Annotated in this window: 21 protein-coding genes; 9 read left to right on the top strand and 12 right to left on the bottom strand. The window is 65.7% G+C overall.

Going from position 1 to position 19,130, the window contains the following annotated elements:
- Window positions 1-6 precede the first annotated feature (6 nt).
- The 4 genes from NBT82_RS03515 to NBT82_RS03500 all read right to left on the bottom strand — a co-directional run bounded on the left by NBT82_RS03515 (window position 7) and on the right by NBT82_RS03500 (window position 2,788).
- The gene (locus NBT82_RS03515; protein WP_251330204.1) at window positions 7-681 is read right to left on the bottom strand and encodes an archaellin/type IV pilin N-terminal domain-containing protein; all 675 of its coding nucleotides are present in this window, start codon (window positions 679-681) and stop codon (window positions 7-9) included.
- Window positions 682-832: 151 nt separating this feature from the next.
- A complete protein-coding gene (locus NBT82_RS03510; RefSeq protein WP_251330203.1) occupies window positions 833-1,501 on the bottom strand; it encodes an archaellin/type IV pilin N-terminal domain-containing protein in 669 nt (222 codons plus the stop codon).
- 187 nt (window positions 1,502-1,688) lie between these two features.
- Window positions 1,689-2,366, bottom strand: a complete 678-nt coding sequence (locus NBT82_RS03505; protein WP_251330202.1) for an archaellin/type IV pilin N-terminal domain-containing protein — start codon at window positions 2,364-2,366, stop codon at window positions 1,689-1,691.
- A gap of 140 nt (window positions 2,367-2,506) precedes the next feature.
- Window positions 2,507-2,788, bottom strand: a complete 282-nt coding sequence (locus NBT82_RS03500; protein WP_251330201.1) for a DUF7521 family protein — start codon at window positions 2,786-2,788, stop codon at window positions 2,507-2,509.
- Window positions 2,789-2,930: 142 nt separating this feature from the next.
- Here NBT82_RS03500 and NBT82_RS03495 point away from each other — a divergent pair, with 142 nt between their 5' ends.
- On the top strand, window positions 2,931-3,266 hold the full coding sequence (locus tag NBT82_RS03495; RefSeq protein ID WP_251330200.1) for a winged helix-turn-helix domain-containing protein: 336 nt from the start codon (window positions 2,931-2,933) through the stop codon (window positions 3,264-3,266).
- Here the strand turns inward: NBT82_RS03495 and NBT82_RS03490 are convergent, their stop codons facing one another.
- Window positions 3,267-4,001, bottom strand: coding sequence for an RAD55 family ATPase (locus NBT82_RS03490; protein WP_251330199.1), 735 nt, complete (start codon window positions 3,999-4,001; stop codon window positions 3,267-3,269).
- Between the two features lie 147 nt (window positions 4,002-4,148).
- On the opposite strand from NBT82_RS03490, the gene NBT82_RS03485 reads away from it, so the two are divergent.
- Window positions 4,149-4,853, top strand: coding sequence for an RAD55 family ATPase (locus NBT82_RS03485; RefSeq protein WP_251330198.1), 705 nt, complete (start codon window positions 4,149-4,151; stop codon window positions 4,851-4,853).
- Between the two features lies 1 nt (window position 4,854).
- Window positions 4,855-5,256 (top strand): DUF8057 family protein, encoded by a 402-nt coding sequence (locus tag NBT82_RS03480; protein WP_251330197.1) that lies wholly within the window; start codon window positions 4,855-4,857, stop codon window positions 5,254-5,256.
- An 8-nt stretch (window positions 5,257-5,264) separates the two neighbouring features.
- Here the strand turns inward: NBT82_RS03480 and NBT82_RS03475 are convergent, their stop codons facing one another.
- The 3 genes from NBT82_RS03475 to NBT82_RS03465 all read right to left on the bottom strand — a co-directional run bounded on the left by NBT82_RS03475 (window position 5,265) and on the right by NBT82_RS03465 (window position 8,323).
- Entirely contained in the window at window positions 5,265-5,939 is a 675-nt protein-coding gene (locus NBT82_RS03475) for a chemotaxis protein CheW (RefSeq protein WP_251330196.1), read from the bottom strand.
- Between the two features lie 148 nt (window positions 5,940-6,087).
- Complete coding sequence (locus tag NBT82_RS03470; protein ID WP_251330195.1) at window positions 6,088-7,728, bottom strand: COG1361 S-layer family protein; 1,641 nt, start codon at window positions 7,726-7,728, stop codon at window positions 6,088-6,090.
- Window positions 7,729-8,029: 301 nt separating this feature from the next.
- Window positions 8,030-8,323 (bottom strand): HalOD1 output domain-containing protein, encoded by a 294-nt coding sequence (locus NBT82_RS03465; RefSeq protein ID WP_251330194.1) that lies wholly within the window; start codon window positions 8,321-8,323, stop codon window positions 8,030-8,032.
- Between the two features lie 133 nt (window positions 8,324-8,456).
- Between NBT82_RS03465 and NBT82_RS03460 the strand changes: the two genes are divergently transcribed.
- From NBT82_RS03460 to panB, 3 genes are read left to right on the top strand one after another with little or no spacing between them, the layout of a single operon-like run.
- Window positions 8,457-9,113: an AIM24 family protein gene (locus NBT82_RS03460; protein ID WP_251330193.1), complete on the top strand. Its 657-nt coding sequence runs from the start codon at window positions 8,457-8,459 to the stop codon at window positions 9,111-9,113.
- A 40-nt stretch (window positions 9,114-9,153) separates the two neighbouring features.
- Entirely contained in the window at window positions 9,154-10,059 is a 906-nt protein-coding gene (locus NBT82_RS03455) for a ketopantoate reductase family protein (protein ID WP_251330192.1), read from the top strand.
- A 39-nt stretch (window positions 10,060-10,098) separates the two neighbouring features.
- On the top strand, window positions 10,099-10,881 hold the full coding sequence (gene panB, locus NBT82_RS03450; RefSeq protein ID WP_251330191.1) for a 3-methyl-2-oxobutanoate hydroxymethyltransferase: 783 nt from the start codon (window positions 10,099-10,101) through the stop codon (window positions 10,879-10,881).
- Between the two features lie 54 nt (window positions 10,882-10,935).
- Here panB and NBT82_RS03445 read toward each other — a convergent pair whose 3' ends face one another.
- A complete protein-coding gene (locus NBT82_RS03445; RefSeq protein ID WP_251330190.1) occupies window positions 10,936-11,760 on the bottom strand; it encodes a TrmB family transcriptional regulator in 825 nt (274 codons plus the stop codon).
- A gap of 187 nt (window positions 11,761-11,947) precedes the next feature.
- Here NBT82_RS03445 and NBT82_RS03440 point away from each other — a divergent pair, with 187 nt between their 5' ends.
- Window positions 11,948-12,940, top strand: coding sequence for a transcription initiation factor IIB (locus tag NBT82_RS03440; protein WP_251331341.1), 993 nt, complete (start codon window positions 11,948-11,950; stop codon window positions 12,938-12,940).
- Here the strand turns inward: NBT82_RS03440 and NBT82_RS03435 are convergent.
- Window positions 12,937-13,833, bottom strand: coding sequence for a phosphoribosyltransferase HisG-related protein (locus NBT82_RS03435; RefSeq protein WP_251330189.1), 897 nt, complete (start codon window positions 13,831-13,833; stop codon window positions 12,937-12,939). The two genes, NBT82_RS03440 and NBT82_RS03435, sit on opposite strands and share 4 nt — an antisense overlap.
- 126 nt (window positions 13,834-13,959) lie before the next feature.
- Window positions 13,960-15,297 (bottom strand): hypothetical protein, encoded by a 1,338-nt coding sequence (locus NBT82_RS03430; RefSeq protein WP_251330188.1) that lies wholly within the window; start codon window positions 15,295-15,297, stop codon window positions 13,960-13,962.
- Between the two features lie 231 nt (window positions 15,298-15,528).
- Here NBT82_RS03430 and NBT82_RS03425 point away from each other — a divergent pair, with 231 nt between their 5' ends.
- Window positions 15,529-16,395 carry a universal stress protein gene (locus NBT82_RS03425; RefSeq protein WP_251330187.1) on the top strand — a complete coding sequence of 289 codons (867 nt, stop codon included), beginning with the start codon at window positions 15,529-15,531 and terminating at the stop codon, window positions 16,393-16,395.
- Window positions 16,396-16,398: 3 nt separating this feature from the next.
- Here the strand turns inward: NBT82_RS03425 and NBT82_RS03420 are convergent, their stop codons facing one another.
- Window positions 16,399-17,241 (bottom strand): MBL fold metallo-hydrolase, encoded by an 843-nt coding sequence (locus NBT82_RS03420; protein ID WP_251330186.1) that lies wholly within the window; start codon window positions 17,239-17,241, stop codon window positions 16,399-16,401.
- Window positions 17,242-17,350: 109 nt separating this feature from the next.
- Between NBT82_RS03420 and NBT82_RS03415 the strand changes: the two genes are divergently transcribed.
- On the top strand, window positions 17,351-19,111 hold the full coding sequence (locus NBT82_RS03415) for a serine/threonine-protein kinase (protein ID WP_251330185.1): 1,761 nt from the start codon (window positions 17,351-17,353) through the stop codon (window positions 19,109-19,111).
- The last annotated feature ends 19 nt before the right edge of the window (window positions 19,112-19,130 follow it).

Here is a 19,130-nt window from a genome sequence, read left to right as displayed (position 1 = left end):
GAGGCGTTACAGTTCGACCGATTCCTCGCCGGAGAGCGACTGGGGCACCTGGATGCGGATGATGCTCGTGGCACCGCTCTCGGTGTTGATCCGGAGCGTCGCCGTCTCACCCGGCTCCAGCGCGCCGTTCACGAACGTGCCGTTCTGTGCCAGCGCGGTCATGTTGAGGGTGACGACCAGACGGTCGGTCCGACTGTTCAGGATCAGGCCGCTGCCCTGGCTGACGTTGATCGACGTGTCGTCGTCCTGCAACGCGCGTTTATCGCTGACCGCCGTACTGTTGGTGAACGGGAAGCGATCGGTGCCGTCGGGGCCGATCAACTCGAACGTCGTCGCACTCACGTTAATGTCGCTCGCTCCCGGTGATTTCTGGACGACCAGTGACATATCGTTCACCCGAAGCGACTGGTTGGTGTCCGACAGGTTCTCCTCCGAGGAGGGAACCACCGTGTCGTTGGTCGTGTAGTAGTTGGAGACGTTACCGGTTTTGGAGATGGGTTCGAGGCGATCAGTGACCTGTGCGCTGCTCTGTTGACCGGTCTGTTCGGACTGGGTCTGGAGGAAGCCGGCCGTGTTGATCAGGACGCCCGCGGCGATCGCCGCCACCAGCACCATCGCGATGAACACGATGAGCGTCCCGATCCCGACCTGCCCCCTATTCTCGTCGTTGTTGTCGAACATGATTGGTTGGTTGCCGAGACGAGGATGGTCCCGGACTCTGTTTTCAGTTCACGAGAGGCCACTGTTAAGCCTGTACATCCGAATATCACATCTGAAAACGAACTGCGGAGGACCGGATCGACGGGCGAAAATAAAAAACGAGCGGTCGAATCTACAGTTCGACGGACTTCTCGCCGGAGAGCGACTGGGGCACCTGGATGCGGATGATGCTCGTGGCACCGCTCTCGGTGTTGATCCGGAGCGTCGCCGTCTCACCCGTCTCCAGCGGTCCGCTGACGAACTCGTTGTTCTGTGCCAGTGCGGTCATGTTGAGGGTGACGACCAGACGGTCGGTCCGACTGTTCAGGATCAGGCCGCTGCCCTGGCTGACGTTGATCGACGTGTCGTCGTCCTGCAACGCGCGTTTATCGCTGACCGCCGTACTGTTGGTGAACGGGAAGCGATCGGTGCCGTCGGGGCCGATCAACTCGAACGTCGTCGCGCTGATGTTGATGTCGCTCGCCCCCGGTGATTTCTGGATCACCAGCGACATCTCGTCGACCACGAGGGAGGTGTTGGAATAGGACGGCTGGGCCTCGCTCTCGCTCAGAACGCTCTGCGACGAACTGTTGTAGTAGGTGACGTTACCGGTTTTGGAGACGGGTTCGAGGCGGTCGGTAACCTGTGCGCTGCTCTGTTGACCGGTCTGTTCGGACTGGGTCTGGAGGAAGCCGGCCGTGTTGATCAGGACGCCCGCGGCGATCGCCGCCACCAGCACCATCGCGATGAACACGATGAGCGTCCCGATCCCGACCTGCCCTCGTTCTCGTTCTTCGAACATTGTTGTGGATGCCCCGGTTCGTATCCGTGGGCTCTGGGATAAGGTTCGCGAACACACTAATAAACCTATTCGAGAAAATATCACTGGTGAAAACGAAAGTACCAGGGCCTCAAACCTGCAGAGAACGACATCTGAGGGTCGACTGGGTCTGACTCCCAGCCGCCACCGGAAAAAGTGGAGAACGCCGCTACAGTTCGACGGACTTCTCGCCGGAGAGCGACTGGGGCACTTGGATGCGGATGATGCTCGTGGCACCGCTCTCGGTGTTGATCCGGAGCGTCGCCGTCTCACCCGGCTCCAGCGGCCCGTTGGAGAACGCACCGTTGTTCACCGTCGCGTTCAGATCGATCGTGACGACCAGACGGTCAGTCCGACTGTTCAGGATGAATCCCGACGAGGACGTATCGAGTGAGTCGTCGTCGTCCTGTAACACCGCCACTTCACCCTCGCTAGCGTTTATCGCGGTGCTGTTGGTGAACGGGAAGCGATCGGTGCCGTCGGGGCCGACCAACTCGAACGTCGTCGCGCTGATGTTGATGTCGCTCGCCCCCGGCGACTTCTGGACCACCATAGTCACCTTGTCGACCGAGAGGGCGATGTTGTTGCTGTCGTTGTTCGCGGTCCGGTCGGCGACAACCGTCGTGTTCCCGGAGTCGTAGAGCGAGACGTTACCGGTTTTGGAGACGGGTTCGAGGCGATCGGTGACCTGTGCGCTGCTCTGTTGACCGGTCTGTTCGGACTGGGTCTGGAGGAAGCCGGCCGTGTTGATCAGGACGCCCGCGGCGATCGCCGCCACCAGCACCATCGCGATGAACACGATGAGCGTCCCGATCCCGACCTGCCCTCGTTCTCGTTCTTCGAACATTGTCGTGTATGCCCCGGATCGTATCCGCGGGTTGTGTACACCGTCCGTAAGCAGGACTATAAAGGTGCGCTCTGAAATATCATTCGTGAAAATCGAAGGCAAACCGCCTGGCTTCGGGGTTCGGGGGTGTGTCGGGATCGTCAGTCGTAGATGATGAGACTGTACACGACGAAGATGAATCCCAGGGACGCGAGGCCGTTGTTGACCAACAGGAGGGAGCGAACGCCGGTGAAATCATTGATGAAGGCACTGATCGCCGTCGCGATCGCGGCGGCAGCGATCAGACTGAATCCCAGCGAGATGTGAATCATCGCCCGGCGCGTCGTCTGGATGTACGCCTTGATCGCCATCCCGACCATCGTCATCCCGGAGAGAACCAGCACGCCAGTGGCCGCGAAATAGAGGTATTCGACGACTAACATTGTCTTATTCGCCAGGTCGATGTATCAAAACATAAATCTGGCCGTGACATTCTCACGACTGATACCGATGCGAATCGGCGATGTCTTGCGTCCGAATGACAGTACGATTTATTGTCCAGCACCGTATCTGAACTGATAACGAATGGACGGAATCGAGATGCTCCGGGTTCTGGGTAACGAGTACAACCCCGAGATACTGAGCTTCGCACACGAACCACGCTCGGCCCAAGAGCTCAGCGACCAGCTCGACGTACCGATCGCCACCTGCTATCGCCGAATCGAGGAACTCACCGACGCCGATCTCCTCGAACATCACGACCGGGTCCTCTCGGACGAACGGCGGCGTGTCAACGTCTACCGCCGAAACATCGAAGAGGTCATCGTGGAGTTCTCCGACGGTGACGTGACCGTCGAGGTGGAGGAACGGCGGAAGGTCAAGAATCGGCTCGACGAGGCCTGGCGAACCCTCTCGGAGTGATCACTCACCTGGGAAGCGGTCGCTCTGGTCACCCATCATCGAGAACCCCGCGGCACGCTCGTGGACGGTGATGCCGCCCTCGTCGATATCCATGGGGAAGATATCCGTCTCGATGTTCTGCTTTCGCATCTTGGCGACCCAGATGTACCGGTTGACGCCGGATTCCGTCGGGGTCTGGATCAGGTAGATGTTGCCGTCGGTCAAGAAGTTCTCCAAGCCGATGTCCTGCTCAGGGAACACGGCGGACTGCTCGGCGATGAGCAGCGACGTCAACCCGTTGGCCTTCAGGATGTCGGAGAACTTCAGCAGATACGTTCGCTTCTCCTGTTCGTCCTCGAAGAACAGTTCGAACATGGTCAGTGAATCGAGGACGAGCCGTTCGTACTCCGTCTCCTCGAACGCCGCCAGCAACTGATCCAGAGTCGAGTTGAAGTCGTTGTGCCGCAGCAACTCCTGTTTGTCGTAGATCAGGATCTGATCGTCCTCGACGAGTTCCTGCCAGTTCTCGAAGCCGATCGACTCGGCAGCCTGTGCGATGTCCTCGGCGTTCTCCTCGAAAGACAGGTAGATCCCTTTCTCGTCGAACTGGGTCACCCCGTTGTATATGTACTGTAGACCGAGAATACTCTTGCCGGTCCCCGGATTCCCACTGATCAGCACCGTCGCGTTGTCGACGATACCGCCGCCCAGTATCGAGTCCAAGCCTTCGATTCCCGTTCGGGTTTGGTCCGTCATTGCAAGACAGTTACGTAGACTGACGGAAATAAATTCGCAACGTGGCGGACGGCGAGGGTCCCCGCTCCGACGACACTCGCTCCCGCAATTTTCACGAATGAGAACACGGACACAATCTATATCATCCGCCCCGACCACCACTCGGCGATGAGGCTTTCCACGGGCGTTGACGGTTTCGACGAACTCGTCGACGGGGGACTCCTCCGTGATCGGCTGTACATTCTCAGCGGGCCGCCGGGAAGCGGGAAGACGACGTTCTCTTCCCAGTTCGTCACCGAGGGGGCTCGTGCGGGAGAGAAGTGTCTCTTTTTGAGTATGCACGAGACCGAGGAGGAACTGATCCACGACATGAGCGCCTACGACTTCGGCTTCGAGAAGGCGGTTCGATCGGGGAAACTCCAGTTTCGAAACGTCTTCGACTCCAACGCCAAGCGGCTGCTGAAGGGACCGGGCGGCAACGACTTCTCATCGGGAGTGAAGAACATGACCAACCGGCTCGTAGGATTCATCAACTCCCGGGAGATCGATCGACTGGTTATCGACTCGACGATGATCCTACAGTACTTCTATCCCGACAATCACGAGGCGTTCGTCCAGTTTCTCACCTCGCTGAAGCGGGTCGACGCCACGACGCTGCTCATCTCCGAGATGACCGATCCCTCCTCCTACGCCGACGAACACTACCTCGCCCATGGCGTGATCTTCATGCACAACTACCTCGAGGGGAGCGGGATGCACCGGGGCGTCCAGATCGTCAAGATGCGGGGAACGAACATCGACAGCAACATCCACGTCGTCGAGTTCGACGACGATGGACTGCACGTCCGGTCGGAGCAAAAGCTCAAGGCCTGACATGTACGAATCCGAGTTCGACACCGAGTGGGACGACCTCGACAAGGAGGACGCACTCGAACGTGCGTTCGCCCTCGGCGTGGCTCGGAGCCTGGGTCACCCGAACCGCGAGGAGTACGAGCAAGTGCTCGCGTCGGCGGCGACGACCTACGAGCGGAGCCTGATCGAACTCTCCTACGAGGAGGGGCGACACAAGGCGTCCGACAGGACGGCCACGGAGTCGGAGGCCGTGTGGGAGGAACTGGTCGTCGACGCAACCGACATCGACGACACCTCCCGGGGGGAGGATCGAAACGGGTCGTCCGACGGGCCGCCAGGGATGTTCTCGCGACCGAACCCCACGGCGCTCCCGGAGGACGGGCTAGATCGGGTCCGCCTCCCGGCGTTCCTCCGGCGACGCTGACCGCCTGCTCAGGCGTCGGTCCGCATGAGCTCGCCCGGTTCCGTCCAGATGACGAATTCGCCGTCCTCGTCCCGCTTGACCACGCCGTTGATCCACGGTTCGTCGACGGGGGAGTCTTTGATCTCCGCCAGAGAAACCGTCGAGACCCGGCGGACGCCATCGACCGCCCACCCGACGCTCCACTCGTCGTCCATCCGCGATGAATCGAAGACGACGATGAGATCGCCGTCATCGTCGTCCTCGGCCGCCAGCGTCTCCTTGGGGTCGATGACAGTCGTGATATCGCCCCGGAGATCGATCACTCCCTCGACGAACGGCGGCGCGTTCGGGATACGGGTGATCGTGCCGCGTTCGACGATCTGTTCGATGAAGGAGATGTCCAGACAGTACCGCTCGTCGCCGAGGACGAACTCCAAGACAGAGATGGTCTCCTCGTCGGCCGTCCCCGACGACTCGTCGGCACCGTCGGCACCGTCGGCCGGTGCATCACCGAACGAGGGGACCGATCGATCGACGTCGCCCTCGTCGGTCGACCCAGCCGCATCGGCCACGTCTATCTCGTTCAGCGCCGCCTCGATCTGCTCGTCGAGTTCCGACTCGGCGGGGTGGTCTGCCGTCTCGCCGTCGCTCATGTGTGTCTCTCCGTTCCGGCGGTCGGGGTGTTTCTCGGACTCGTCGGGCACGCCGTCCGGACCGTAGTCGAGTCTGGCGTCATATGATCGTTGACCCGACGTTTACGCCACCCCATAATAAATTCGGTCGTCGGGTTCTCAGCGTTGATACTCCTCGGTGGGTTACCGGATCGGGACTCGGCCTACGCGGGGGAGTTCGTCAGTCGCTCCCGTCCTCACCGCCTCGGCGCGACCGGACGAACAGCCCCAGGCCGACGACGGCGACGACGATGCCGACGGTGATCGGCACGAGGGGCAGCCCCCCGCTTCGTTGCCGTTCGACCGTGACCGGGATCCGGTAGGTTTTGGACACTTCAGTGTCGCCGTCCGGGAGTTCGTACTGGAAGTCGAGCGAGACGGGATACTGCTTCTCGAGGGCCCCATCGCTGGCACTCAGACCGATAGTGATCGTCGCCGTCTCCCCGGGTTCGAGTCGAGAGACGATGCCCTCGTCGTCGTCGCTCGACAGTGGGGTCTGGACGAACGCCTTGGCCTCGATGTCGCGTAACGGTTCGTCGCCCAGATTGGTCACACGGACGTCAAGCGTCGTCGTCCCGCCGGCCACGGCGGTGCGGTCGACCGCCTCGATACGGAACCGATCCCGCTGAGGTTCGATGACCACCCGCTGTTCCAGCGCGTCGCTCCGGCGGACGTCGCCGCGCTCGTTCCGGTAGCGGACGGTGGCGTTGAACTGTTGGGTGCTGGCGCTCGCCCCATCGCTGATCGACACGTCGAAGGCGAACGTCCCGGTCTCGTCGGGGGCGAGCGCTTCGAGCGCGTACTCGTCGGTTTCGAGGTTGACGTTCGGGTTGGACGTCTGCAACACGACCACGGGCTGTCGGGCCGTATCGGGACCGCGGTTGACGACGGTTCCGGAGAACGTCCCATCTTCGCCGACCCGGAGCGTCGTGTTCGCATCGCGGAGCGCGAAGGTCTGTTCGCGGTCGGGGCGAAGCCCGACCGCCATCGGGTCCGAACTGCGGGCGATGCCGTCCGTGTCCTCGTACTCGACGGTTACGGTCAAACTGTAGTTCCGGAGCGTCGCCTCGTCGTCGAAGGAGACGGTGTAGTCGACCGTCTCGTTCGTTCCCGGTTCCCAGGTGCCGACGTAGCCGGTCGAGGATTCCGAGCCGCTCCCGAACGTGAGTTCGTCGGTCGGGGAGGAGAGGACGACGCTCGCGTCGCGTGCCGGCAGGGTTCCACCGTTGTGGAGTTCCACGGAGATGGTTCCGGTGTCACCGATCTGTGCCGTCGTCTCGCTGTCGACCACGTCGAACTGGGCCTGGTCGCGCACCCGGAGCGTGACGTACTGTGTCTCCTCGCGCGTGAGGTCGTTGTACGTCGGGGAGCCGACGGAGTCGTACTGGACGCTCACGGTGTAGGCGTAGGAGACGGTGACGGGAATCCGGTACCGACCGGGATCGACGTCTTCGGGGACGGTGATCGAGACCGGATTGGCAGCGGTGGTCCCACGGGGGACGTCGCCGACGGCGACTCGTCCGGTGTTGATTTCGAAGGGTGTCTCGCCGGCTTCGACCTCGACCGACACGCCGCGGGCAGTGGTGACGCGGCTCTCGTACTGTGGCGGCCCGCCCCTGCTCAGGCGGCCGTCGTTCGAGAGGACCAGATCGAGTTCGGTCCGCGTTCCGGGTTCGACCTCCGTCGTCGCGGTGTACACCTCGATGTCCGGACGACCAATGACGGTGCCGGAGGTGGACTGTCCGGTGACGGCGCCGGCGGCGGCAACGGTGGCGACGACGACGAGAGCCGCGAAGAGGGCGTTACGGTGTGTGGCTTGCATGGATGGCGTATGGATTCGTGTGGCAAGTCGTCGCAGTCCCGGAGCCTCGACGGTCGGCGACGGACGGGTGGAACCGGGGACCGGAAGGAGCCACGGGCCGTCGACGCGACGTGCGGGACCGGATCTACCGGACGGTGGGGTGAGCGAGGCATATATCTTGTGAACGAGGGGTCGGCCGCGGTGGCGGACCCAATGGGGCACTCCGGCGACCGACCGGCAGCGCGACGGCCTGCAGAAATCCGGGCGTGAATAAAACCGAAGGAGACGACCGGCGGATCGAAAACGGGGTCCCAGCGGGCGATCAGTCGACGATGACCTCGCCGCGGCCGTCGACGTGGACCAGATGGTCCCCGTACTCGAACGTGATACTCCGCTTTGCCAGTACGTCCGGGGGTCCCGTGAAAAACGCCTCCAGGGCGTCGGGATCGACGTAATCCGCGAGGGGGTCGAGTTCGATCGGCTCGCACTCTTCGACATCGCCGAGGGCAACCTGCACGGTGAAACTTACCGGTTCGCGGCGGTCCCAGTCGATCTGCGCCCGGTGAAGACTCGGGTCCGACCGCATCCGTGCACTCTCTTCGCTCGTCGCTGACATACCCGTATCTTCGCGCTGCCGCATATAATTCTACTGGCAGAATTATCATGTGTGATATCTGAACGGTCGGGAGGAGTCATCACGGCACCAACACTCATTTGCCGGGACACAGAACGTCGGGACGAGTTTCACCATGACACTGGACGAGTTCGCCGCGTCGAACGCGCCGGCGGAGGGTGGCGACACCTTCCAGCTACAGAACCACAAACTCCTCGCCGTCGATCTCGACGGGACGGTGACGGCCAGGGTGGGGTCGATGGTCGCCTACAACGGTGACGTGACCTTCTCCGGGAAGGCCTCCGCCGAGGGCGGCGTGACGGGGTTCCTGAAGAGCAAGGCGACGAGCGAGGGAACGCCGGTGATGGACGCCGAGGGGTCGGGGCGTCTCTACCTCGCCGATCAGGGGAAGGAAGTGGGTATCGTCGCCCTCGATGATGGAGAGTCCATCTCCGTCAACGGCGAGGACGTCCTCGCGTTCGAGTCGTCCGTGGACTACGAGATCAGCACCATCGACAGCCTCGCCGGGTCGTCGACGGGTGGGCTGACCAACGTCTTCCTCACGGGGCCGGGCGACGTGGCCATCACGACCCACGGCGACCCGGTCGTGCTGTCGCCGCCGGTCGTCACGGACCCGAGCGCGACGGTGGCCTGGAGCGGGGTGCTCTCGCCGTCTGCCGGGGTGAACCGAAGTCTGAGCGACCTGGTCGGCCAGTCCTCGGAGGAGACCTATCAACTCGACTTCTCGGGGGCGGAGGGGTTCGTCGTCGTCCAGCCGTTCGAGGAGCGGTGAGCGTGGACGCCGACCGGAGTCACAGCCCGCGACGGCACCCATGGAGATACTGATCTTCGGGGCGGGGAGCCTCGGTAGCCTGCTCGGGGGCCTGCTCTCCCGGGCCCACGACGTGACGCTCGTCGGTCGGGACCCACACGTCGCCGCAGTGCGGGAAGCGGGGCTCCGGATTACGGGCGTCGCGGACCTCGACACCGCCCCGTCGGCGACGACGGACGGGACGGGGGCGAGCGCGGATCTCGCCCTCCTGACGGTCAAGGCCTACGACACCGAGGCGGCCGCCCGCGACCTCGCGACCGGCGACGTCGGGGCGGTCTGCTCGCTCCAGAACGGGATGGGCAACGAGACGACGCTCGCCGACCACCTCGACGTCCCGATAGTCGCCGGGACGGCCACCGTCGGCGCCCGACTCGCCGATCCCGGCCACGTCGAGTGGCTCGGCCGCGGCCGCCTCACGGTCGGCCCCTGGCGGCCGGCCGACGACGTCGAGACCGCCGAGCGGGTCGTCGCGGCCCTTCGAGCGGTCGATCTCGACGCCGACGTGACGACCAACGTGCGGGCACGACTCTGGGAGAAACTGGCGATCAACGCGGCGATCAACCCGGTCACGGCGCTGGCCCGCGTCGAGAACGGAGCGCTGTCGCCACCGGGTGATCTCGCCGACCTCGCGACAACGGCGGGCGTCGAGACGGCACGCGTCGCGCGGGCGACAGGGACGGCGCTGTCCGACGCGGCGGTAACCGAGGCCATCGAGGCGGTCGTCCGCGGGACCGCACGGAACCGCTCGTCGATGCATCAGGACGTGGTCGCCGGCCGACGGACCGAAGTGGAGGCAATCAACGGTTACGTCGTGGAGCGGGCCGAGGTGGCTGGGGAGTCGGTGCCGGTCAACCGGACGCTCGCGACGCTGATCCGGGGCTGGGAGGCCGGCACAGGGCTCCGATAAGGGGTACCGTTAATTCCCCCCAAGTCGATTCGAGGGACGATGCCAACGGTACAGGAGATCCGGCAGGCGTCGGCGGACGGGGAACCGCTGACGATGCTGACGGCGTACGACGCGCCGACGGCTGGGATCGTCGACGCGGCCGGGATCGACGTGATCTTGGTCGGCGACAGCATGGGAAACGCCGTTCTCGGCTACGACTCGACGCTCCCCGTGACGATGGAGGACGTAGCGAGTCACACGGCGGCAGTGACACGAGCGACGGAGGAGGCACTCGTCGTCGCCGACATGCCCTTTCTGAGCTACGGGACGAGCGAGGGCGACGGGATCGAGAACGCTGGACGCCTCCTCAAGGAGGCGGGCGCGAACGCGGTCAAGATCGAGTCGGGGCCACACACGGTCGAACTGACCGAACGACTCGTCCAACTCGGCATCCCGGTGATGGCTCACCTCGGGTTGACGCCGCAGCGACTCAACCAGGTCGGCGGCTACACCCGGCAGGGGACGACCGAGTCCGACGCCCGTGAGATCCGCGACCTCGCGCGGCGCCACGAGGAAGCGGGGGCGTTCTCGCTGGTGCTCGAACACGTGCCGGACGACCTCGCTGCCGACGTGACCGCCGACCTCGACATCCCGGTGATCGGCATCGGTGCCGGTCCGGAGACGGACGGACAGGTACTCGTGGTAACAGACGTGATCGGGCTCTCGGCGTCGGCGCCGCCCTTTGCCGAGGAGTTCGGCGACGTTCGTGGCGAAATCGAGGACGCAGTGACGGCCTATCGCGAGGCGGTCGAGGACGGGGCGTTCCCCGATAGTAACGATTGAAACGGCGTGCCCAGTCGATCGGAGGCCGTACTGCGATCGGCTGTGGTATGGCTCTCAATCGCTACGATAGTCGCCGCGGATCGCCGTCGCGAGCAGTGGCCGCATCAGCCCGACGACGGGGGCCTCGGCGCTGTCGGTCCACACGGCGCGATGCTTGCGGACGCCGGGGAGGTCGGTCGCGGCGTCCGCGCTGACCAGAAGCGCGTCGCCGTCGACCATGCACACGCTCGTGACCGCGCCGGGTTCGATCGGAACCGAGTCCCACCAAGTCCACGTCTCGACCACGTCGGCACCGTCGAGAGCAGCGTCGAGGTCCGCCCGAACCGATTCGTCGGGCGAGCCGACCGTCACCTCGACGCCACGGTCGGCGGCGTCGGCGAGCGCGTCGATCAGGTCCTCGCCGAGAAGCGCGTCGACGGCCACGGCCAGCAACACCTCGTCCGTGGCGTCACCGACGAGCGTCGCGAGACGCTCCGAAACGGCCGTCTCTCCCTCCATCGTCCAGACTTCGCCGGCGCTGGAAGAGCGGTCGGGCGAGCCGAGGCGAGGGAGGATGGTGCCGAGCCGATCGAGCCGACTCCGGCACTGCTGTTCCAGCAGTTCGACGGATTCGCGGGGGGAAACGGCCCGGAACCGGCGGGGCTTCGATTCCTGAACGCTGACGAGACCCCGATCCTGTAGCGTGTCCATGCTGTCGTAGATGCGGGCACGTGGCACGTCGGCGACGTCGCTCACCTCCTTCGCCGTGCCTTCGCGCAAGCGCGTGAGCGCCACGAAACATTTCGCCTCGTACTCGGTGAGTTCGAACGTCCGGAGCGTACTCACTGCTTCCTCGACGAGCGAGTCGGTGCCGGCGTCCGAAGATGTGTATTGAGTCACGACCAGCGCTCCCGTATCGCCCCGGCCTTAGGATGACACCACCAAAAAGAGTCGGATCCGTTCCCGGACCCCTTGTGTATCTGACGCACACTCTGTTTCTATTGGAATCAAAACACAGTAGAAACTATTAAGATCCTACCAAACGAATCACGAAGTGAGGGATGACGACGGCAGCCTCCCACCAATCATGACTCAGCAGCCCCACTCCCTCCGAGAGGTCGGCGGGGAACAGCACGCGACGACCGAGACCACCGAAGACGAGCAGTCGGCGGAACGGACGTGTCCGGAGTGTAACGCGTCCCTCGTCGCCGACGAAGCGCACGGCGAGACCGTGTGTGAGTCGTGCGGTCTCGTCGTCGAGGCCGACGAGATCGACCACGGGCCCGAGTGGCGAGCCTTCGACTCCAGCGAACGCGCGGAGAAGAGCCGTGTCGGCGCCCCGACGACGAAACTCCTCCACGACGACGGCCTGTCGTCGGTCATCGACTGGCAGGACCGGGACGCCAAGGGGCGAACCATCGACGGGAGCAAGCGTCGCAAACTCCAGCGGCTCCGGACCTGGGACGAGCGGTTCCGCTCGAAGAACGCCCAAGAGCGCAACCTGAAGCAGGCACTCGGCGAGATAGATCGGATGTCTTCGGCGCTCGGTCTCCCCGAGAACGTCCGCGAGACCGCGAGCGTGGTCTACCGCCGCGCCCTGGAGGACGACCTGCTTCGTGGCCGCTCGATCGAGGCGATGGCGACGGCGTCGCTCTACGCCGCCGCCCGACAGGCGTCCGTGCCGCGGAGCCTCGACGAGTTCGAGCCCGTCAGCCGGGTGGAACGCAAGGAGTTCTCGCGTGCCTACCGCTACATCGTCCGCGAACTCGAACTCGCCATCGAACCCGCCAACCCGCTCGAATATCTGCCACGCTTCGCCTCCGACCTCGACCTCGGTGGCGAGACGAAGACGCGCGCCCGGGCGCTCCTCGAGGAGGGCATGGAGAGCGGCGTCCACAGCGGCAAGAGCCCCGTCGGCCTCGCGGCCGCCGCCATCTACGCCGCGTCCATCCTCGAAGGCGACAAAGTGACCCAGAAGGAGGTGTGTTCGGTGAGCGACGTCTCCGAGGTGACCGTCCGCAACCGATACACCGAGTTGCTGGAGGCCGGCACCGATCCGGACGCCGCCCGCGCCGCCTAGGGTCGGATCGCCGTCTCCAGATCCGCGGCCGTGAGGTTCGCTTCGAGTCGTTCGATCGCCCGGTTCGTCTCGGCGGCGTTCTCCATCAACACGGTCTCGCTCGGAAACAGGTTCTCCCCCACGACGAGTCCGTGGTCCCGGGCGGTCGATCCCGTCATCGTGAGGTAGACGCCGAGACCGACCTCGGCGATCGCGGCCTCCTCCTCGGCCGACGGGTCGGGGTACGTGAACGCCACGTCGTCGAGGGCGTCCGTACCGAGGATCGCCCTGACGAGGCGCTCGTATCGGGGCGAGATACACAGCGGACCGGCGTAGTCCGCGACGAACGAGCGATCGAGGTCGGCACCCGGCGGGAGGGTCTCCGGAGTCGCGAGCAACGTGTGGTAGACGGTATCGCCCATTCCGGTCACGATCCGCACGTCGGTGTCGTGGGGGTCGATCCGGGCGTTCACGTCGCCGATGGACTCGACGCCGGTGGCCCCCAGCGTGACGACCTCCTCCAACACGAGGTCGGCGCTGTCGAAGCCGAGTCCGAACTCGTGGGTGCGGAGCGCGCGGAACGGCTCCTCGCGGCCGATCAACTCTACCGTCACGTCTCCGGTCGGGACGGTGACGCTGTCGAAGACGATCCGTCGGGGCTTGCCCTCCCGGTCGTCGCGCAACAGGGTGTACTCCGGACCCGTCGGATCGGAGATGTCGCTGTACGCCGCCAGCCGTTCGTACACGTCGCGATCGGCCGTGGCCCGTCCCTTGGTAACGGCCTTCTCGTAGCGGAGCGTGGAAGAAACGTCGTCGGCCAGGTCATCGACGCCGGCGACGGCGGCGAAGCGTTCGAGAACCGCCTCCAGTGGGCGCCCCTTGCGTGGAACGGCGACCCGAACCGTCTCGGTCATTGTGGGACGGACGCTGTGGCGGGCTTTACCGATTGTGCTTTTCGCTCGTACGGATTATTGTAACCGTTCACCGGTGGCTCGTCGAGACTCCGGCGAACCACCGGTACTGACTTACAATAAACCGTATCACTCCTCGCCGGTGCCGAAGGCGCTGCTGAGGCGGTCCCGGAACGACCGCAGTTCGTCCAGTTCCGTGTGGATCTCCTCGATATCCTCCGCCATCGATTCGGCGTCGGCCAACCGCTCGTCGAGTCGCCCCAGCCGCGACTCGACGCGATCGAGATCGTCCTCGATGCCGTCGACCCGGTCGGCGACGTCGTCGACCGCGTCGGACACCTCGCCGACCTCGTCGCGGAGGGCCGCACGGTCCTCGGCCGCCGTCGCCAGCGTCCCGTCGAGGTCGTCGATCCGGTCGTTCAGGTCGCTTACCTCCTCGCTCACGTCGCCGAGGACGTCCTCTGCGGTCCCGTTCTCGTCGAGGAAATCGGCGAGAGCGTCACGATAGGCCAGCACATCCTCGACCTGTGACTGAAGCCGACCGACGCGCACGTCGACGCTCGTGGGGACCTCCCCCTCGAACGCCTCGTGGAGCACTGCCAGATCGTCGTCATCGACCGTTCCCTGGCGAATCTCGGCGGCCAGGGCGGCCGCGACCGACCCGGGAGCGGCGGTGGGCGTTTCCGGTTCCGCGTCCACGTCGTCGGCCGTCGTCCCGGCGACGTCGTCGCTCCCGTCGGCCGTCTCCGTCGCTCCGGTGTCGTCCGTCGGCCGGGGATCGAGCGCCTCCGCTGCGTCGGCCGAGGGGACGGCTTCGTCCGTGCCGTCGTCCTCGTCCTCCGGGCTGTCGGTTCCCTCGGTCACGTCGACGCGTGTCACGCCCTCGTCCCGGTCGCGGATCGCCGTGTCGAGTCCCGCCTCGCGGTCACGGGGCGTGGGGTCGTCCGAGACGTCGCCGTCGTCGAGGAGGGGTTCGGGCGCGGACTCGGTCTCCGCTGCCAGTTCCGAGAGGTCGGACGACTCCTCACCCGACAGGGCATCGCGGACGGCCTGTGTCGTCTCCCGGCCGAGGACGTCCTCGGTGCCGCCGCCGACATCGTCCGGTTCGATCAGTTCGATCGTCGGCTCGTCGAGGAAGGGTTCGGCCTCCTCGGGATCGTCGATCCGGATGCCGTACACCGTGAGCACGGACTCGCCGGGGTCGAGCGTGCGCTCGTACGCCACCCGGTGATCCCGGTAGGCAGTCCAGTTGTCGCTGTCGTAGTCCGGATGGAAGCCGACACCCTCCATCGCGAACGACTCGGGGATCCGGTCGACGAGTCGGATGCGGATCGGGTCGTCGTCGAGCGATTCGATCTCGAAGGCGATGGCCGGCACCGGAAACCGGTCGGCCTCGAAGGATTTCCCGACGCGTACCTCCCCCGTCGAGACGGACACCGGGGTCTCGGGGTCTGGGTCGTTCGCCATGCGCCATACCTTTCCCAGTAGTAGCATAAAACAACCGGCGGCCCGCCCAGGTGACGGCGTGTCACAGCCGGTTCGTGGCCGCAGGTCGTTCTCGACGATCGGGTCCGGCCACCGCCGTTTATGTGATCAACCACCCAACATGTACGCATGAACCGCTCCGAGGCCGCGGACGGACCGACAGACGGAGGATCGACGCGTCCCCGACGGCGCCACGGCCGGCGGTGACCGCCCATGTACGACACCATCCTCGTCCCGACGGACGGGAGCGCGGGGGCCGAGGCGGCCGCGCGACACGCACTCGACCTCGCGTCGGCGTTCGAGTCGACGGTGGTCGTCCTGAGCGTCGTCGACGACGGGGCGGTCAGCAGCGGGATCGCCGACGTCGACCCGCAGATTGCGGCGCTGGAGCGGGCGGCACGGGAGGCGATCGAGACGGTCGAGCGCCTCGCCGAGGGGAGCGATCGGCTGATCGAGACGGCGATCGAGCGGGGACGGCCCCACGAGGCGATCCGCGCGTTCGCCGAGCGGGAGGGCGTCGATCTGATCTCGATGGGAACCCACGGCCGGACGGGGCTCGACCGCCTGTTGCTCGGGAGCGTCGCCGAGCGCGTCGTCCGGACGAGTCCTGCACCCGTACTCACGGCCAGGGACGGGTCGGCCGAAAGGGACGGGTACGACGCGGTGTTGCTTCCCACCGACGGGAGCGAGGCGGCGTCGTCGGCGATCGAGCACGGCCTCGCCGTCGCCGATCGGTACGACGCGACCGTCCACACGCTCTCGGTGATCGACGCCGAGGCGCTGGCCGGCGCATCGAGCATCGGCATGAGCGTCCCCGACGTGGTCGACGATCTGGAATCGGACCACGAGGCCGCCGTCGAGGCGATCGCGGATCGGAGTGCCAGTCGCGGGATCGACGCGGTGACGCGGGTGGAGCAGGGCGTCCCCCACCGGGCGATCCGTGACTACGTCGATGAGGAGGGGATCGACCTCGTGGCGATGGGGACGCACGGTCGGACGGGGCTGGATCGGTACCTCCTCGGGAGCGTGACCGATCGCGTGGTCCGAGCGAGTGCGGCGCCGGTACTCGTGACCCGGTAACGCTCAGAGATCGAGTCGATCGCCGATCTCGACGACCTCCAGTCGCTCCGGGTACGGGAAGCTCCGGGCGTGATGGTGGAGGACCGTCGGGTCGGCGTTCAGCCCCTTCCAGACGTCCCAGTGACTCGGGACGACCCGGTCGAGTTCGAGGGCGTTCGCGGCCCGAATCACGTCGTTCTCGTTCGCGTACCACTGCGTGCGCGTCGGCTCCCGGGTCTCCGTATCGAGGATGCGCCCCGCCGACCCGAACGCGAGGACGCCGAGGTCGACGTCGAAACGGTCGGCGAGATCCGGAAACGACTCGGCAGGGCGGGTGTCGCCGCCGTGGAAGATGGTGCCGGCGTCGTGGTCGAAGACGTAGCCGACGGGGTGGTCGGCGTCGGGGTCGTTCACCGGAACGACGTGGACCGTGAACTCGCCGACGTCGAACTCGTCGCCCTCGGCGACGGTGTCGAACTGTTCGGCGACGACGCCCCAGTCGTCGGTCCATCCCGCCCGATCGACGACGGCCATGCTCGCGTCGGGCGCGTAGTAGTCGGCGCCCGTCGCCGCGAGGATGGGCGCCTGCGTCGGTCCGTGGACGTGATCGGAGTGTTCGTGCGTGGCGAACACCGCGTCGGCCTCGTCCACGTCGGTCGGGTCGAAGGGAACCGGGATCATCCGCACGGTCCGTGGTGGATCGCCCAGTCCACAGTACGGGTCGACGAAGAGCGTCGTTCCCTCGCGCCCTTTCAACACGAAGCCGTTACAGCCCAGATACCAGACCGCGACGGTGTCCGGATCGGCCTCGGCCACGGCGGTCGGCAGCCAGTCGCCCCAGTCGCTCTCGCCGAGTTCGTGTGCCATGGCGGCCGTGGGATCGGTCGGAGGCTAAGCGTTGTGGTCGCCGGACCGTGGCGGTCGCCAGCACGGAGACCGGGAAACGATTATGTGTCGCCACCGGGACGGTCGGACGATGGGATCGTCGGGGCCCGCGAACGACGGAGTGGAGGGGTACGCCTTCGAGGACTTCGAACAATTGGATCGGATCGGCGCGGGTGGGACTGCCGACGTCTACCGGGCCAGTCTCAACGATGGGCAGGAGCGTCGGGTCGCCCTCAAGATGCCCCGCGTCGCCGACCACGGGACCGTCGACGCCTCGTTTTTCGACTCGTTCGTCGAGGAGGCGAGCATCTGGGACCGGATCGACGACCACGACAACACCGTCAGCGTCCTCGACTGGGGGACCGAGCCGTATCCCTGGATCGCGATGGAGTACATGGACGCCGGACATCTGGGCGACCGGGCCGCGGCATTGAATCAGGAGGAACGCGTCGCCGCCTTTCGAGACGTCTGTGACGCGGTGTTTCACGCCCACCGTCACGGGATCACCCACGGCGACCTGAAACCCGAGAACGTCCTGTTCACCCGCTCCTCGGGAACCCTGGTCCCGAAGGTCGGCGACTGGGGACTGGCGAAGGTGTTGCTCGAACACTCCCGCTCGCCGGAGGGGTTGACGATGGCGTACTCCGCGCCGGAACAGCTCGATCCGGACGCACACGGGCCCGTCGACGACCGCACGGACGTCTACCAACTGAGCGCCGTCGCCTACGAACTGTTCACCGGCGCGCCGCCGTTCGACGCCAGCGGCACCGGGGAACTCGTCCACCGGATCCTGAACGACACGCCACCGCCGCCATCGACACGCGCCGACGTGCCCGCCGCCCTCGACGATGCCGTCCTCCAGGGGTTGGCGAAGGAACGCGAGGAGCGGTACGAGTCGGTGCTGTACCTGCGAGACGCCGTCGAGGCGGCGATGGATGAGGCGTCGTCCGGAACGGCCTCACGGGGAGCAGTGACCGACCGGGACGTCGGGGCGTCGACCGACACGGCGGACGAGGCGACTCAGTCGAGCGCCGAGGCGGGCAACGGGAGGGCGTCGACGACGAATCGGCGTTCGACGTCGACGGACGCGAACGCGGGGGCGGAATCGACGACTGTTCGGACGACGAACGCGAACGCGAGTGCGACTCCGGAGACGGATACGGGTCCGGCCGCGACGGACGCGGACGAGTCGGAGAGTCTGGCCGGTCGCCTCCACCGGCCGGTCGAGTCGCTGAACCGCGGGCGGGACGTCGCTCGGAGCATCGGGTTCGCGCTCCACTACCCCCGGTCGATCACGCGGCGGACGCTGTACAACTGGTGGCTGGTCGCGTTCGCGTCCGTGTTGATCGTGCCGGCACCGATCATGGTCGGATACTTTCTGGAGACCGTCCAGCGGTCGGCCGAGACCAGCGCCCCGACGTTCCGTCTCCGCGACGGTGCCTGGCTGCGTCACTACCGGCGGGGACTGGTCGGGGGCGCGTTCATCTTCGGCCCGTTCCTGCTGTTCGCCGCCGTCTCGGGCGCCTCCGACCCGAGCGGCACGACGACCACCACCGCGGAGGGCGTACTCGCCATGCTGACGGTCCTCTCCTGGTACGTCCTCCCCGGCTTGCTCGCCGACTACGCCACCGGCGGCCCCTCGTCGCTCGCCTCGCTCGACCACTGGCGCCAGTACGCGACGCTCGGCTACCTCGGGACGGTACTCGGGTTCGTCGCCGTCAGCATGATCGCCTACCTCGTGACGGCGGGACTCGCGATGACCATCGTCGGCATCGCCGTCGCGTACTTCTACCTGATGGTCGCGGTCGGTGGCTTCCTGGGGCGGCGTGCCCGACGGTCCGGGAGCGCCTGACCGAGCGAAGCCGGGAAGC

It is taken from the genome of Haloplanus sp. HW8-1 (genome assembly GCF_023703795.1).
Classification (GTDB): domain Archaea; phylum Halobacteriota; class Halobacteria; order Halobacteriales; family Haloferacaceae; genus Haloplanus; species Haloplanus pelagicus.
This window is presented reverse-complemented; position numbering and strand designations above follow the sequence as displayed.

What these genes read in the sequence shown, in the direction of transcription:
- NBT82_RS03515 (WP_251330204.1), bottom strand. Translation starts at nt 681, where the DNA reads ATGTTCGACAACAACGACGAGAATAGGGGGCAGGTCGGGATCGGGACG.
- NBT82_RS03510 (WP_251330203.1), bottom strand. Translation starts at nt 1,501, where the DNA reads ATGTTCGAAGAACGAGAACGAGGGCAGGTCGGGATCGGGACGCTCATC.
- NBT82_RS03505 (WP_251330202.1), bottom strand. Translation starts at nt 2,366, where the DNA reads ATGTTCGAAGAACGAGAACGAGGGCAGGTCGGGATCGGGACGCTCATC.
- NBT82_RS03500 (WP_251330201.1), bottom strand. Translation starts at nt 2,788, where the DNA reads ATGTTAGTCGTCGAATACCTCTATTTCGCGGCCACTGGCGTGCTGGTT.
- NBT82_RS03495 (WP_251330200.1), top strand. Translation starts at nt 2,931, where the DNA reads ATGGACGGAATCGAGATGCTCCGGGTTCTGGGTAACGAGTACAACCCC.
- NBT82_RS03490 (WP_251330199.1), bottom strand. Translation starts at nt 4,001, where the DNA reads ATGACGGACCAAACCCGAACGGGAATCGAAGGCTTGGACTCGATACTG.
- NBT82_RS03485 (WP_251330198.1), top strand. Translation starts at nt 4,149, where the DNA reads ATGAGGCTTTCCACGGGCGTTGACGGTTTCGACGAACTCGTCGACGGG.
- NBT82_RS03480 (WP_251330197.1), top strand. Translation starts at nt 4,855, where the DNA reads ATGTACGAATCCGAGTTCGACACCGAGTGGGACGACCTCGACAAGGAG.
- NBT82_RS03470 (WP_251330195.1), bottom strand. Translation starts at nt 7,728, where the DNA reads ATGCAAGCCACACACCGTAACGCCCTCTTCGCGGCTCTCGTCGTCGTC.
- NBT82_RS03465 (WP_251330194.1), bottom strand. Translation starts at nt 8,323, where the DNA reads ATGTCAGCGACGAGCGAAGAGAGTGCACGGATGCGGTCGGACCCGAGT.
- NBT82_RS03460 (WP_251330193.1), top strand. Translation starts at nt 8,457, where the DNA reads ATGACACTGGACGAGTTCGCCGCGTCGAACGCGCCGGCGGAGGGTGGC.
- NBT82_RS03455 (WP_251330192.1), top strand. Translation starts at nt 9,154, where the DNA reads ATGGAGATACTGATCTTCGGGGCGGGGAGCCTCGGTAGCCTGCTCGGG.
- panB (WP_251330191.1), top strand. Translation starts at nt 10,099, where the DNA reads ATGCCAACGGTACAGGAGATCCGGCAGGCGTCGGCGGACGGGGAACCG.
- NBT82_RS03440 (WP_251331341.1), top strand. Translation starts at nt 11,948, where the DNA reads ATGACTCAGCAGCCCCACTCCCTCCGAGAGGTCGGCGGGGAACAGCAC.
- NBT82_RS03435 (WP_251330189.1), bottom strand. Translation starts at nt 13,833, where the DNA reads ATGACCGAGACGGTTCGGGTCGCCGTTCCACGCAAGGGGCGCCCACTG.
- NBT82_RS03430 (WP_251330188.1), bottom strand. Translation starts at nt 15,297, where the DNA reads ATGGCGAACGACCCAGACCCCGAGACCCCGGTGTCCGTCTCGACGGGG.
- NBT82_RS03425 (WP_251330187.1), top strand. Translation starts at nt 15,529, where the DNA reads ATGTACGACACCATCCTCGTCCCGACGGACGGGAGCGCGGGGGCCGAG.
- NBT82_RS03420 (WP_251330186.1), bottom strand. Translation starts at nt 17,241, where the DNA reads ATGGCACACGAACTCGGCGAGAGCGACTGGGGCGACTGGCTGCCGACC.
- NBT82_RS03415 (WP_251330185.1), top strand. Translation starts at nt 17,351, where the DNA reads ATGGGATCGTCGGGGCCCGCGAACGACGGAGTGGAGGGGTACGCCTTC.